Source organism: Frankia tisae, from assembly GCF_025403405.1.
Lineage (GTDB): Bacteria > Actinomycetota > Actinomycetes > Frankiales > Frankiaceae > Frankia > Frankia tisai.
This window is the reverse complement of record NZ_JANEZT010000162.1, coordinates 1-14100: the sequence shown is the minus strand read 5'-3', so window position 1 is coordinate 14100 and position 14100 is coordinate 1. Positions and strand designations below refer to the sequence as shown.

The 14100-nt window shown below is 71.5% G+C and carries 14 protein-coding genes and 1 pseudogene; 12 read left to right on the top strand and 3 right to left on the bottom strand.

Features of this window, described 5'->3' with window-relative positions; all coding sequences use genetic code 11:
- Positions 1-1229: chorismate-binding protein (locus NBZ85_RS16600; RefSeq protein WP_261562185.1), on the bottom strand; the 1229-nt coding region annotated here is incomplete at its 3' end.
- 135 nt (positions 1230-1364) lie between these two features.
- Between NBZ85_RS16600 and NBZ85_RS16595 the strand changes: the two genes are divergently transcribed.
- Both NBZ85_RS16595 and NBZ85_RS16590 read left to right on the top strand, forming a co-directional pair.
- On the top strand, positions 1365-2036 hold the full coding sequence (locus NBZ85_RS16595) for an NHL repeat-containing protein (RefSeq protein WP_261562184.1): 672 nt from the start codon (positions 1365-1367) through the stop codon (positions 2034-2036).
- Between the two features lie 194 nt (positions 2037-2230).
- Complete coding sequence (locus NBZ85_RS16590) at positions 2231-3325, top strand: LLM class flavin-dependent oxidoreductase (RefSeq protein ID WP_261562183.1); 1095 nt, start codon at positions 2231-2233, stop codon at positions 3323-3325.
- A 212-nt stretch (positions 3326-3537) separates the two neighbouring features.
- Here the strand turns inward: NBZ85_RS16590 and NBZ85_RS16585 are convergent, their stop codons facing one another.
- Together NBZ85_RS16585 and NBZ85_RS16580 are read right to left on the bottom strand one after the other, a co-directional pair.
- The gene (locus tag NBZ85_RS16585; protein WP_261562182.1) at positions 3538-3915 is read right to left on the bottom strand and encodes a hypothetical protein; all 378 of its coding nucleotides are present in this window, start codon (positions 3913-3915) and stop codon (positions 3538-3540) included.
- Between the two features lie 98 nt (positions 3916-4013).
- Entirely contained in the window at positions 4014-4655 is a 642-nt protein-coding gene (locus NBZ85_RS16580) for an MFS transporter (RefSeq protein ID WP_261562181.1), read from the bottom strand.
- 82 nt (positions 4656-4737) lie between these two features.
- Here NBZ85_RS16580 and NBZ85_RS16575 point away from each other — a divergent pair, with 82 nt between their 5' ends.
- The 10 genes and pseudogenes from NBZ85_RS16575 to NBZ85_RS16530 all read left to right on the top strand — a co-directional run.
- Positions 4738-5079: an ArsR/SmtB family transcription factor gene (locus tag NBZ85_RS16575; RefSeq protein ID WP_261562186.1), complete on the top strand. Its 342-nt coding sequence runs from the start codon at positions 4738-4740 to the stop codon at positions 5077-5079.
- A 163-nt stretch (positions 5080-5242) separates the two neighbouring features.
- On the top strand, positions 5243-6463 hold the full coding sequence (locus tag NBZ85_RS16570; protein ID WP_261562180.1) for a malic enzyme-like protein: 1221 nt from the start codon (positions 5243-5245) through the stop codon (positions 6461-6463).
- Positions 6441-7559, top strand: a complete 1119-nt coding sequence (rpoD, locus tag NBZ85_RS16565) for an RNA polymerase sigma factor RpoD (RefSeq protein ID WP_438803085.1) — start codon at positions 6441-6443, stop codon at positions 7557-7559. Before NBZ85_RS16570 ends, rpoD begins: the two co-directional genes overlap by 23 nt.
- A gap of 31 nt (positions 7560-7590) precedes the next feature.
- Positions 7591-7770 (top strand): DUF3073 family protein, encoded by a 180-nt coding sequence (locus tag NBZ85_RS16560; protein ID WP_261562178.1) that lies wholly within the window; start codon positions 7591-7593, stop codon positions 7768-7770.
- A gap of 117 nt (positions 7771-7887) precedes the next feature.
- A complete protein-coding gene (locus tag NBZ85_RS16555; protein WP_261562177.1) occupies positions 7888-8364 on the top strand; it encodes an NADH-quinone oxidoreductase subunit B family protein in 477 nt (158 codons plus the stop codon).
- Positions 8361-10370, top strand: coding sequence for a proton-conducting transporter transmembrane domain-containing protein (locus tag NBZ85_RS16550; RefSeq protein WP_261562176.1), 2010 nt, complete (start codon positions 8361-8363; stop codon positions 10368-10370). The genes NBZ85_RS16555 and NBZ85_RS16550 overlap by 4 nt, the downstream gene beginning before the upstream one ends.
- A complete protein-coding gene (locus NBZ85_RS16545) occupies positions 10367-11326 on the top strand; it encodes a respiratory chain complex I subunit 1 family protein (protein ID WP_261562175.1) in 960 nt (319 codons plus the stop codon). Before NBZ85_RS16550 ends, NBZ85_RS16545 begins: the two co-directional genes overlap by 4 nt.
- Before the next feature lie 12 nt (positions 11327-11338).
- Positions 11339-12121: a hypothetical protein gene (locus NBZ85_RS16540; RefSeq protein ID WP_261562174.1), complete on the top strand. Its 783-nt coding sequence runs from the start codon at positions 11339-11341 to the stop codon at positions 12119-12121.
- Positions 12118-13641, top strand: a complete 1524-nt coding sequence (locus NBZ85_RS16535; RefSeq protein ID WP_261562173.1) for a proton-conducting transporter transmembrane domain-containing protein — start codon at positions 12118-12120, stop codon at positions 13639-13641. Before NBZ85_RS16540 ends, NBZ85_RS16535 begins: the two co-directional genes overlap by 4 nt.
- Before the next feature lie 93 nt (positions 13642-13734).
- Positions 13735-14100: pseudogene (locus NBZ85_RS16530) on the top strand (NADH-quinone oxidoreductase subunit C); the annotation flags it as partial.

The window sequence follows — 14100 nt, the reverse complement described above, 5'->3', positions numbered from 1 at the left end:
GTGGGGAGGGGGCCGCCGGACGGGCGCAGGCCGAGGGCGGCGAGTATGCCGGCGGCCTTGGTGTAGGTCTCGGCGACCTCGCCGGCGGTGGTGGAATGGCGGACCAGCGTCGCCCCGACGGGCACCCGCAGCCGCCCGTCGGGGGTGATCTCCGCCGTGCGGATGAGAATCGGGGCGTCGAGCGTCTGGCGGCCGGCCTCGTCGCGTCCGAGCAGGGCGCACACCCCACCGTAGTAGCGCCGTCCCCGGCGTTCGTGGCGGGCGATGACCCGCAGGGCGTTGCCCAGCGGGCTGCCGGTGACGGTCGGGGCGAACATCGTCTCGCGCAGCACGTCGCGCACGTCGGCATCGCCGCGGCCGGCGAGCAGGTACTCGGTGTGCACGAGGTGGGCCATCTCCTTCAGCTGCGGGCCGATGACCTCGCCGCCGTTCCCGGAGACCCGGGCCATCATCTTCAGCTCCTCGTCGAGCACCATGTACAGCTCGTCGATCTCCTTGGGATCGGCGAGGAAACGCAGCAGCGCCGCGGGGTCCGGACCGGTGGCGGGCAGCCGGTGGGTGCCGCTGATCGGGTTCATCATCACGAGCCCGGCGTCGACGCTGACATGCCGTTCCGGGGTGGCACCCACCAGGGTCCGGGTCCCGGTGTGGACGAGGAACGTCCAGTAGGCGCCGCGTTCGCCGAGCAGCAGCCGGCGCAGCGCGGCGAGCCCGGCGACCAGCGGCGGGCCGTCGAGGGCGGCGGTGTAGACGCGGTGGATGACGAAGTTCGCGCCCTCGCCGCGGCCGATCTCCTCGCGCAGCACCGTGGAAACGGTTTCGGCGTACTGCTCGTCGCTGAGGTCGAAGTGCCCGCCGGTCGCGGTGACGGCGCGGTCGGGCAGGGCGGCGAGGGCGGTCGCGAGCGGGACTCGTTCGTGCTCGTCGACCCGCAGGCATTCCAGCGGCATCGCGTCGTCGACGCAGGTCAGGCCGCGTTCGGTGAGCTGGCGGTAGGGGACCAGGGCCAGGGTATGCGGCCCGGCTGCCCCGGCTGCCCCGGCTGCCCCGGCTGCCCCAGTGGGGCCGGTGGGGCCCTCGGGTAGAGGTATGTCGGCGAGCCGGTCGACGACGTCGAGCCCGCCGCGCAGCACGTCGAGGTGGTCGGCGCCCTCGCGGCGCAGGAGCGCGAAGGGGCCGGGCTCGCCACCGGCGATCGCGGTGGCGAGCAGGGGGTGGAGCAGATCCATGATCGTTTCCTCGTGGCGTCGGGCGGGCCGTCGTGAGCCGACGGCCGTCCCTCACTCGCTGTGCCGAGGTGACGATGGCGGCCGCCGGGGTGGGCGGCCGCGTGCTGGACTACGCGCGCTGGGTGCGGACCGCCGATGTGGCGGCCCACCAGAGACTCCGGCGCGCGGGCATGCGGTCACTCTAGCGCCAGCGCACGGCAGGTGACGGTTCCCTCGGCGTGTGGTAGATCATTCCTGCTGAATTCCGGTCCTTCCGCTAGCCTGGCCAACAGACCGGGTAAGATCCCTGCCACGGCACTGAACAGCCCGCGGACAGTGGCGGTGGGCACGGACGGCACCGTCTACGTTGCTGACACGGGAAATTCTAGAATTAGGAAGATCGACACTGGTGGGCGGATCCGCCCGGTCCTCTTCGCATCGAAGGATCCCGACCCCTCGGGAGTTGAGATGGCGCTATTGGCGCGCGCGGTCGGCTTGGCCGTCGCTGGCGGCAGGATTTACCTGGCCGTGCCCGAGCATTCACGCATCGTGATGATCGACGCCGAGGGGCTGGAGAGTGTTGTAGCCGGTACCGGGATGAGTGGCCTCTCGGCCGACGGCGCACCGGCCACCCGGTCTCCGCTCAATGGCCCTACCAGCCTGCAGGTTGGTGCCGATGGTGTTGTCTACATCGGCGATACCGGGAACGCGCGCATTCGTCGGGTCGGTACGGACGGGAAAATCACCACAGTAGTCGTCCTCGGACCCAAAAAATCATTCGAGGTATCCGTGCGCCCACTTCTGCTGCATACCGGCAGAGCGGCTTGACGAGAGGGCGGTTCATCTCGCTGCCGCGCCCATCGCAAGGCAAGCTGCGGTCGTTGTCGCCGGCTGACCCCACGAAGCCTCCCGGGGTCGGTGATGGTTGGAGATGGGGGCCGCGGGGGACGCAGGGTCCGCCACACAGCGCACAGATCCGAGCCGCACGCTGTGTTCGGGCAATATCTACCTGACCGATCGGTATGCTGAGCGTCGTGAAGTTCGTCGCGCTTTCGCTGATCATCAATGCTCCGGACCCGCACACGGGTGTGACCATGGGGCAGCATGACAAGCTCGCCAGCGTCCTGGATCAGGCGGCGCTGGTCGAGCAGCTCGGCTACGACGCCTACCAGATCGGCGAGCGCCACGGCGCACCGTTCCTGTGCTCGTCGCCGTCGGTGCTGCTGACCGCGGTCGCCGCCCGCACCAGTCGGGTCCGCCTGCTCACCGGCGTCACCGTGCTGAGCATCCACGACCCGGTGCGGGTGGCCGAGGAGTATGCGCTGCTCGACCATCTCAGCGGCGGCCGGCTCGACCTCGTCATCGCGAAGGGCAACCACGCGCCGCACTACGCGACCTTCGGGCTCGACCCGGCCGAGCAGTGGGACGTCCTCGCCGAGAAGTACGAGCTGCTGCGCCGGCTGTGGTCGGAGGAGAGCGTGACCTGGTCCGGGCGCTACCGGGAGCCGCTGGTCGACCTGACGACGCAGCCGCGCCCCTACCAGTCGGCGATCCGGGTCTGGCACGGCAGTGCGACGAGCCGGCATTCGACGGAGCTGGCCGCGAAGCACGGCGACCCGCTGTACTCGGCCAACGGATTCTTCAAGGTGGCCCAGTACAAGGACCTCATCGACCATTACCGGCAGCGCTGGGCCGAGTACGGCCATCCGGGGGAGCCCCTGGTCGGCAGTGGCTTCCCGGCCCTGCTGATCCGCAAGACCTCCCAGGAGGCGCTCGAGGCGTACCGGCCGTTCTGGAACGCCCAGCGGGCCACCCCCGCCGCGAAGCACAACAACTCGCCGTTCTGGGAGCTGGAGGAGTTCATCGAGCAGGGCTCGGCCCTCGTCGGCAGCCCGCAGCAGGTCCTCGAAAAGATCCACCGTTTCACCGAGCTGTACGGCCAGCAGCTCACCGGCATCGGCGTCGACTCCCTGCCGATCGCCTGGCAGCGCGAGCAGCTCGAATGGTTCGCCACCGACATCGCCCCCGACCTGCGCCGCGCCTACCCCGACACGCTGTGGGAGCCCGCGTCGGCGACCGACCCGGCCGCCGCGACCCCAGCTGTCTCGCCGGCCTGACCTTCGGGTCACCCAGGCCGCGGCGAGTCCGACCGTGAGCCAGTGTGGGCCTGCCGCGGCGCCTGCGTTGCCGGTGCGGCGTTGCTGGCCCGGACGGCGGGCGGGCGTCCCGAGCGTGGCTGGTGCGGAAAGGGAATCGAGACGTGAGGCACCGGTCTCCACCCGCTCGGTGCGGCTTCGTCCCACCGGGCGGGAAGGTACCGGACCGCCGGTCAGGACTGGAGGCTGGGGGCCTGGCCCGACGGCAGGCTGTCGCCGCTTCCGTTCGCCTGGGCCGGGGGTGCGGCAGCGATGACCTTCCTGCGAGGGCCGGACCAGAACACGACCGACGTCAACACGCCGAGGACCGCGGTGGCGGCGATCCACGTGAACACGCGGGAGAAGTGGTCCACCACGGAGCCGGAGCCCTGGGCGAAGGGAAGAAGGTATACGGCGATGCCGATCAGACCGCCCACGCTGATCGACGTCTGGACGATGCCCGCGGTGACCCCGGTGACCCCGGTGACCCCGGTGACCCCGGTGTCCTCGGTGTCCTCGGGCGCGGAGCTGGAGAGGACGATGATGGTGAAGAGGGCGACGGCCAGCCCCACCCCGAGCCCGATGATGATGATTTGGGGAAGTACCCCCGAGGCATAGCCGCTGTTGTCGTCGAGCCGGCTCAGCCAGGCCGTCCCGATGAAGATCAGGATTAGTCCGGCGACGCCGCGGATCTTGAGATCGACCTTCCCGGCGTACTTCGTGATGAGCTGAGCGGCGAGCAGGATGGCCGCGCCGCGAAGGGCAGCAGGCCGAGGCCCGACTTGATCGGGCTCAGATCCAGCACGGTGTGCAGGTACTGCGCAAGGAAGAACAGGAAGCTGCCCAGCACGGTGGCCAGGAGGAGCAGGTTGACGACGCCGTCCAGCCGGTCGCGGTGCGCGAAGACCCTCCCGGGCAGCAGCGGCTCGGTGGAGCGGGAATCCACGACCGGCAGCGCGGCGAAGAGCACGACGGCGGCCGCAAGCGTGACGATCGTCCAGGTGTCGCTCCACCCGGCATCGGCGGCGTGGACCAGGCCGTAGACCGCGGTGGTGAACAACGCCAGCGCCGTTGGGCCGGCGATGGCGGCGCCGACCCTCTGCAGGACCCGGCCGACCAGCAGAACGGGGATGTTCGGAGCGAGGCCGGCGATCAGCGAGGCGACGACGACCAGGCCGAGGACGGGGAGCTTCCGTAGCGGGGCTGCCCGGCGCTCTGCCGCCTGCCGCCTGCCGGGCCGGAGGCAGGCGTCTCGGCTTCGCAGGCGCCGGACCAGAAGGTCGGCAAGCCGAGAGATTGCATGATTCTTCAATTGATGACATGGTAGTTTTCTAACGTGGAACCTCGCAGCCTCGGCCGTTCCGCGTGGTGTATCAGGGAGGAGGCGGGTGGCGGTGCAGGTTCCGCTGTACCAGGCGAAGGCGGAGCTCTTTCGGATGTTGGGTCATCCGGTGCGGATCCGGGTGCTGGAGCTGTTGCAGGCCGGGCCCACGCCGGTGCGGGACCTGTTGACGGCGATCGAGGTCGAACCGTCGAGCCTGTCGCAGCAGCTCGCGGTGTTGCGCCGGTCGGGGATCGTGACCGCGACCCGCGACGGTTCGACCGTGGTCTACGCGCTGGCTGGTGTCGACGTGGCCGAGTTGATGCAGGCCGCGCGGCGGATACTCACCGAGATGCTCGCTGGGCAGGCAGGGCTGCTCGAGGAGCTCCGCGAGGCCGAGACGAGTGCGCGGTGAACGCGGGAGCAGAGCCATCGAACCGGCCGGCGAGGTACAAGCCGTCCGCGGATCGCGCGAGCGGCGGAGCCAACCAGGTGGCGCCGAGCGGGGCGGCCGCAACGAACCGGGCGCCCTGGTCGTGGACGGTGCCGTTCGGGCAGGTCGTCAGGGCGTCGACGGGATGACCCCGAATCCGCCCGGGGCGAAGCCCGCCTACAGCATCCGCATCCGCGTCCCGGGACCGGCGGCGGCGACGGTCACGACGGTCGTTTCCGACGCTCCCGGCACGATCACGGTTCACGCCGACGAGTCGGATCCAGCGGGCGATCGTCATATCACATTGGATGCCGACGGCGGGCCCACGTTGCGCTGGCTCGTCAGTGCGCTGCGCCAGCGGCTGGGCGCGGACCTGCTGCTGGCCGAAGACCTGGTCTTCGTCGCCGCGTCCACCGGCAAGCTCGTCCAGCGGGCCTGCGCTGCGACCACGACCAGCCACGACCTGGCGTTGTCCGACGCGGACGCCGACCGACGCGTCATCGACTACCTGGCAGGCCACCCGCGCCACGTTGACCGGTTCACCGGCCGTTCCCGCAGGGTGGCGCTGCTGACCGATGCCAGTGCGGTGCTGGACTTCGAGCCGCTAGCCCCCGAGGCCGCTCTGCCAGCGGTCGAGTCCCAGGCGCTCCACCTCCACTTGGCCACTGGCCTGGACGTCGTCCCGCTGCCGGTCGCCGCACGCGACCCGGCCGACCTTGCGACCGCGATCGGCATGCTCGCCCCGGGGTTCGCCGCCACCGTCCTAGTCCACACTCACCTCCGCCGCGTCGACGCCGCCCGCGCCGCGCTCGCGTCCGACTCCCACCTGCTGCTCGACGCTGTCAACGACGGCCTCGCCGTCGCCACCACCGCCGCGGTGCTCAACTACCTGCGGGCGCGCGGCGTCAACCCGGGCCGCGCCCGCGTGGCCGTCGTAGATCCGGCCCGAGGCGGGGATCTGAGCGGCCTGCTAATCGCGGTCGGCGTCGGTGACCTCACGCTCTATGACCCGATCGAGTACGGCATCCGACCGCTGCACCGGCTCGCCGCCGACCTCGACCTGATCGTCGACCTGATCGGACTGGCGGCGCCGCCGGAGGGCGTCTTCGTACTGCGTGCCCGCCCGGAAACTCCTCCTCCGCTGGCCGCTGCCACCTCAGGGCCCCGTCCGCTGCACGCGTTGCCCGGGCTGCTGCGCGCGGCCGTCAACACCCGCCAGCCGATCACCCTCGAGGCTCGTGCCGCCGCCGTGCACGCCCTCGTCGCCGCTACGCCCTCCGGCGGGCTGCTGCCTCCCCTCGACCACCCGCGCCTCACTCCCGCCGTCGCGGCGGCTGCGACCCATGCCCTCGCCGCCGGCTGCTAGCGCGTCCGTGGCGGACCGCGCACCGGGCGCAATGATGCCGGAGCCCTTCCGCCGGGTCCTACCCGAGCGTCCCGAAAAGGACGTCGAGGTTCTCGACGATGCCGGCGGGGAGGACGCCGACGGAGAAGAGGCGGATTTGCTCGCCCGCCGGCGCAACGAGGAGGAACAGGCGCTCAATGCGGGCAGTTCCGATCCCGTCCGGATGTACCTCAAGGCGATCGGCAAGGTCCGGTTGCTCGGCGCGGCAGAGGAGGTCGACCTGGCCAAGCGGATCGAGGCCGGCCTGTTCGCCTCGGAGAAGCTCGCCGCGTCGGCGAGGAGGATCTCCCCGCAGCGGCGCCGCGACCTCGAGGCCGTCGAGCGGGACGGCCAGGTGGCCAAACGCGCGTTGGTGGAGGCGAACCTGCGGCTCGTCGTCTCGGTCGCGAAGCGTTACGTCGGCCGGGGCATGCTCCTTCTGGATCTGATCCAGGAGGGCAACCTGGGTCTGATCCGGGCGGTGGAGAAGTTCGACTACACCAAGGGCTACAAGTTCTCCACCTACGCCACCTGGTGGATTCGGCAGGGCGTCAGCAGGGCGCTCGCCGACCAGGCACGGACGATCCGGGTCCCGGTCCACATGGCCGAAACGATTAACAGGACGACCCGGATACAGCGGCAGTTGGTTCAGAGCTTGGGCCGGGAGCCGTCTCCGGAAGAGATCGCCGAGCAGATGGACCTCTCGCCGGAAAAGGTCCGGGAGGTCCTCGAGGTCGCCCGGATGCCAGTCTCGCTGGACGCGCTGGTCGGCGCGGACACGGACGCCCACGTCGGGGACTTCATCGAGGACGCGGACGCGGTGGTGCCGTTCGACGCAGTCAGTTCTGTCCTTCTACGGGAGCAGATCGACTCGATCCTGCGCACGTTGTCCGACCGCGACAAGAAAATCATCGAGCTGCGGTTCGGTTTGGCTGACGGCCGTCCCAGGACGTTGGACGAGGTCGGCCGCGAGTTCGGGGTGAGCCGCGAGCGAATCCGACAGCTTGAATCGAGGACCTTGTCGAAGCTGCGCCACCCCTCGCGCTCGCACAGACTTCGAGATTACGTGGAACAGTGAACCTCGCGGATGGTTTGGAGGGAGTCTAGCGATGGCGCGCGGCCGAGCGAAGGCTAAGCAGACGAGAGTCGCCCGGAGGCTCAAGTACCACTCGCCCGCAGTGGATCTAGACAGGCTCAGGGCGGACCTTTCTACCGAGCGGCCGGACCGCCACGACGACGAGCATGCCGTGGACCGGCAGGAGGCGGACCGCGAAGTTCTCCACGAATAGCGCGCGTCGACACGCCGGGTGCGTTCGGAACCGCGAGTAACTTGCCGAAAGCGTTCTCGCCGGACAGCTCGGTGATGCAAACCCGGAACAACGACGACGACTCATTTCGGGAGGACCATGGGACTGTTCGCCGCAATCCGACGCGTTGGCCGAATCGCCGAACCCGCCCCGCCGCGGCCCGAGTCCTCGGCCGCACCGACGCTGGTGCGCGGGTCCCTGCAGCTGCGACACGTCGATGCTGGCTCGTGCAACGGCTGCGAGATCGAACTCGGCGGGTGCTTCTCGCCGGTGTACGACGCCGAACGGTACGGTGCCCGGCTGGTGGCCAGCCCGCGCCATGCCGACGGGCTGCTGGTGACGGGTGTCGTCACCCGCAACATGGCGCAGGCGTTGCGGGACACGGTGGAGGCCACCCCGCAGCCTCGAGTGGTGATCGCCGTGGGCGACTGCGCGCGCAACTGCGGGGAGTTCGCCGGCGGGTACGGGGTGCTGGGGCCGGTCAGCGACGTCGTCGCCGTGGACGCCGAGGTGCCCGGGTGCCAACCCACCCCGACGGAGATCATCCACGTGCTCCGCCAGGTCACCGGCAGGTGAGCGGCCCCGTTCTCGCCGCGGTCCTCGCCGCGGTCACCGTGCTGGCTTGCCTGGCGGTCCTCGCCGCGCCGTCCCGGGCGCTGCCCTCGGTCGCCGGCGCCGGGGCCGGTGTCGTCGGCGCGGTCGGGGTGGTCTACGGCGTGGCCGCGATCAGTGGTGGGCTCGCGCCGGTGAGCGTCGGCTGGTTGGTGCCGCTCGCCGGGCTGCGGCTGGCCGCGGACGCGACGAGCGGGCTGTTCATGGTGGTGACCGGCGCGGTGGGAGTGGTCGTCGGGATCTACACCGCCGGGTACGCCGCGCACGGGCACATGGGTCGCACGCCGCTGTCGGTGCTGCCGTTGTTCCTTGCGTGCATGCTCGGCGTTCCGCTGGCCGACTCGGTCACGACGTTCCTGTTCCTGTGGGAACTGATGGCGCTGAGCAGCCTGCTACTGGTGCTCGCCGAGGCGCGCCGTCGCGAGGTGCGAGACGCCGGTGTGTGGTGTGCGGCCATGACCCACCTGGGATTCGTCGCCGTCCTGGTCGGCCTCGTCGTGTTCGCCGCAGCTGCGGGCGCGGAGGGGTTCCCAGAACTTAGCGCCAGTGCGGCCAGTCTTTCCCCGGCCACCAGGAGCGCGGTGTTCCTCCTGACCGTCGCCGGTTTTGGCTCGAAGGCGGGCCTGGTGCCGCTGCACGCGTGGCTGCCTCGCGCGCACCCGGAAGCGCCCGGGCCGGTGTCGGCCCTGATGAGCGCCGCGATGGTCAACCTCGGCATCTATGGCATCCTGCGTGTTGACGTGACCCTGCTCGGTCCCGGCCCCCGCTGGTGGGGCCTGGCGCTGCTGGCCGCAGGCGCGGTCACGGCGGTGTACGGCGTGCTCCAGGCCGCGGTCGCGACCGACCTCAAGCGGCTGCTGGCCTACAGCACCAGCGAGAACATGGGCCTGATCTGCGTGGCGCTCGGCACCGCGATGCTGCTCACGGCCTCGGGCATCCCGGCGGTCGCCGCAGTGGCTATGACCGCGGCGCTCGTGCACCTCGTCGGCCATGCGGCATTCAAGTCGCTGGGCTTCCTCGCCGCCGGCGCGGTCGCCGCCGCGACCGGCCTGCGTGACCTCGACGCCTTCGGCGGGCTCGCCCCACGGATGCCCACCACCACGGCCGCGTTCGGCATCGCGGCGCTCGGCGCGTCCGGGCTGCCACTGGGCTGCGGCTTCGTCGGCGAGTGGCTGCTGCTGCAAAGCCTCGTCCACGCCCTGCCCGCCGGCGGCACGATGGTCGCGCTGGTCATGCCGCTCACGGTCGGCGTCGTCGCGCTGACCACCGGCCTGGGGACCGCGGCCATGGTGAAGGCGTTCGGGGTGGGCTTCCTGGCCCGGCCCCGCAGCGCCGAAGCGGAGCGGGCGAGCGAGGTCGGGCGGGCGATGGCCGTCGGCATGGGCCTCGCAGCGCTGGCCTGCGGCGTGCTCGCGGTGGCCCCCGCGGTCCTGGCCCCCGCGCTGTCGCGGGTCCTGCCCGAGCTGCCTGCCGGCGCGGGCACCCCGCAGCCGAGGCTCGGGGCCCTGCTGCGGCTGCCCGGTGTCGGCGGGTCGATGTCCCCGGCGTTGCTCGCCCTTGGCGTGGCCGCCGGGGTCCTGCTGGCCTTCGGCGCGACGCAGTGGCGTGCCCGCCGCCGCCCGGCGCCGCGGACAGCCGAGCTGTGGGCGTGCGGCGGCGGTGCCCTCACGGCTCGGATGCAGTACACCGCGACCTCGTTCGCCGAACCGCTGCAACGGGTCTTCGACGGTGTGCTGCGCCCGGACGTCGAGCTAGCGGTCACCCACTACAGCCAGGCGCCCTACCTGGTGGCGAAGGTCACCTACCGGTCGAGGCTGCGGGACACGGTCGAGACTTCGCTGTACACGCCAGTGATCCGTGCGGTCGCCGCGGCGGCCCGGATCGCACGGCGCGCACACATGGGCAGCATCCACGCCTACCTCGCCTACGGCGCGGCCGGCCTGATCGTCGCGCTGCTGGTGGCCCGGTGAGCGCCGCCGGTGCCGCCGGCATGGTGCTGCAGGTTGCCGCGACCGCCGCCGGGGCGCCGCTGGTCGTCGGCGGCATGCGCCAGGTCCGCGCCCGTCTCGAAGGTCGGGCCGGGGCCGGCTGGGCGCAGCCGTGGCGCGACCTGCGTAAGCAGCTCGGCAAGCAGCGCATCGACCCGGCCGGCACCACCGTCGTGTTCGCCGCGGCCCCGTTCTTGCTGGCCGGCACCAGCCTGCTGATCGCGGCTATCGTGCCGGCCGTCACCACCGCTTCCCCGCTGGACCCGGTCGGGGACCTGTTCGCCGTAGTCGGGCTGCTCCTGGTCGGCACGGTCGCGTTGACGCTGGCCGGGATCGACACCGGCACGGCGTTCGGTGGGATGGGCGCGAGCCGCGAGGTCACGATCGCCGCACTCGTCGAACCGACCGTCCTCGTCGCCGGCTTCGCCCTGTCGGTGCCGGTGCACTCCTCGAACCTCGGAGAGATTGTCGCTGCCACAGTCGGCGACCCCGGCCGGGTCGCGTCGCCCGCGGCGATGCTCGCGTTCGCCGCGTTGGCAGTCGTCGTCGTCGCCGAGACCGGCCGGCTGCCGGTGGACAACCCCGCCACCCACCTCGAGCTGACGATGGTGCACGAGGCGATGATCCTGGAGTACACCGGACCGCGGCTCGCGCTGATCGAGTGGGCGGCGGCGGTGCGCCTGACCGTGCTGCTGGCGCTGCTGGCGAACCTGTTCGTTCCGTGGGGGGTCGCGGACGCCGGCAGCGGGACCGTGGGCCTGCTGGTGGGCCTACTCGCGGTCGCGGGCAAGGTCCTGGTATTCGCTGTGGTGCTCGCCGGCGTGGAGGTCTTTCTGGCCAAGTTGCGGCTGTTCCGGGTCCCGGAGTTGCTGGCCGGGTCGTTCCTGCTGGGGCTGCTCGCGGTGACCACCTCCTACTTCCTCGCCGCCCCGGGCTGAAGGGGAGAGCGGATGACGACAGCGGCCTACACCGACCTGCTGCACCTGGCCGCCGGCCTGCAGCTGCTGTGCGCGGTCGGAGCGGTGTGGCGCCGCCAACTCGGCCCCTCGGTACGCCTGCTCAGCGCGCAGGGCACGGCACTGGCCGCGATCCCGTTCGTCAGCGGGCTGTACCGACACGAAGGGCACTTGGTCGGCGTCGCGCTCGCTGTCCTCGTGCTGCGCGGCGGCATGCTGCCCTGGCTGGTTTCCCGGCTGGTCCCCACGATCGTCCGACCGGCCGCCGACTGGACGGACAGCGGTCGGTACGCCGGCAGCGACCTGGACCTGGATCTCGACGTGCCTGGGAGCGGCAGCGCCATGCGTCCCGAACCGCACGCTCACGACGACCCGGAGGAGACCCGCGAGCCCACCCCGCTGGTCAGCACCACCGTCTCCCTGCTGCTGACCGCTGCGCTGACCGCGCTGGCCTACGCCGTCAGTCGTCCGCTTGTCACGCTTGATCCCAGCCCTGCCACCCATGCCGCACCCGCCGCCCTGGCCGTCATCCTCATCGGACTGCTCGTCCTCACGACCCGCCGCCGCGCCGTGTCCCAGGTGATCGGTTTCCTGACGCTGGACAACGGGATCGCCGCGCTGGCCTTCCTGCTCACCTCCGGCGTCCCGCTCGTCGTCGAGCTCGGCGCATCGCTGGACCTGCTTCTGGCCGTCCTGGTTGTGGCCGCCCTGACCGGTCGCATGCGGGTGAAGTTCGGCGGCACCGACCTCGGAGAACTCCAGGAGCTGCACGAATGACCGACACCGCGACCGCCGTGTCCACCGCGGTGACGACCACCCCGTGGGTGACCGCGGCGATGATCACACCGCTGCTCGCGCCGCTGGCCGGCGCCGTCGTCGTCGGCGCGGCCGGCTGGCGCCGCGCGACCGGGTGCGCCAGCGTCGCCGCGGCGGTCGCCACGCTGGTCAGCGGCGGGATCCTGGCCGCCGCGGTCGGCAGCGGGCACGTGTTCGCGGCCGGGCGCCTGCTGCGAGCCGACGCCCTGACCGCTGTCATGACGATCGTCATCGGCGCGGTCGCGACGCTCGCCACCTGGGGCAGCATCGCCTACCTCGACACCGAACGCGCTCGCGGGCACACCACCTCCGCCCACGCCCGCACCTACGGAATCCTCGTCAACCTCTTCCTTGCGACGATGGCCCTGGCCGTACTGGCGAACAACCTCGGCGTGGTCTGGGTCGCAGTCGAAGGCACGACGGTCGCGACCGCCTTCCTCGTCGGACACCGCCGTACCCGCGCGTCGCTGGAAGCCACCTGGAAGTATGTGATCATCTGTTCGGTCGGGATCGCGTTGGCGTTCCTCGGCACGGTCGTCCTGTACTTCGCCAGCGTCCACGCCGGGGCCGCAGCCGCGGGCGGGGGCGGCCTGGATTTCGACACGCTCGCCGCAGCCGCCCCCCACCTCGACCCGGACGTCACCCGTCTTGCCGTCGCCCTGCTGCTCCTCGGCTACGGCACGAAAGCCGGCTTGGCGCCGTTCCACACCTGGCTCGCCGACGCCCACTCCCAGGCCCCAGCCCCCGTGTCGGCGCTGATGAGCGGCGTCCTGCTTTCCGTCGCGTTCACCACCCTGCTCCGCGTCAAAGTCATCTCCGACGGCGCGTTGGGCCCCGGCTTCCTGCGCGCCGGCCTGCTCACACTAGGCCTGGCGACGCTCCTGGTCGCCGCACTGCTGCTCGTCGGGCAACGCGACTACAAGCGGATGCTCGCCTACTCCTCGCAGGAACACATGGGCCTGCTCGCCGTCGCCGCCGCCGCCGGCACCGACCTCGCGATCGCCGCACTGCTGCTGCACGTGCTGGCGCACGGCCTGGGCAAGTCCGTGCTGTTCCTGTCCGCCGGACACCTGCAGCTCGCCCACGACTCCACAGCCATCGCCGACGCTCGTGGCGTCCTCGCCCGCGGCCCGCTGCTCGGGGCAGTGTTCGGGGTCGGCCTCGTCGCCCTGCTCGGCCTGCCCCCGTTCGCCCTGTTCTCCTCCGAGGTGGGCATTGCCCGCGGCGCGGCGGACGCGCACCTCGCCGGGCCGCTCGTCGCCGCCCTGATCGCCATGCTGGTCGCGTTCGTCGCGCTGACCCGACGCGGCATCGACCTGCTGCTCGGACCGGCCGCACCAGACGGGCCTGCACTTCGGCTGCGGCCCACCGTCGCCGCGCCGCTGGTCGTCGGCGTCGTGGCCTGCGTCGCGCTCGGCCTCACCGCCGGCCCGCTCGAGCACCTCCTGACCACCGCCGGCGGCCTGTTAGCACCACGGTGACCCGAGCGGGCGGTCAGCACAAGCGCACGCCGGGCACCGCCTACCCAACACCGGCCTGCACAACATCCGCCCGCACACCCGAGCGAGAGACCCGTGACCGTCCCCAGCCCCGATCCGCCCACGGCAGACGCCGCGACTCCCAGGACGCACCGAGCAGCGATTCCGCTGCCCGCCCGCCGCACCGCCGTCGAGGTCACCGCCACCGAACTGCGCACCCGGACGGAAAGCCTGCTCGCCGACGGCTACCGGCTCGCCCTAGTCGCCGCCCACCACGACGACCCCGCCGCCCACGGCAGCCTGACCGCCCGCGCCGCCGTCCGCGTCGTCTACCTGCTGGTGGCCGGACCACCCGACTCCCGGATCGAACTCCACCTCCACCTGGACCCGGACGCCCCGGCCGTGCCCAGCCTGGCCAAGCTGTCGTTCCCGGCCGGGCGGTTCGAACGCGAGATGCACGAC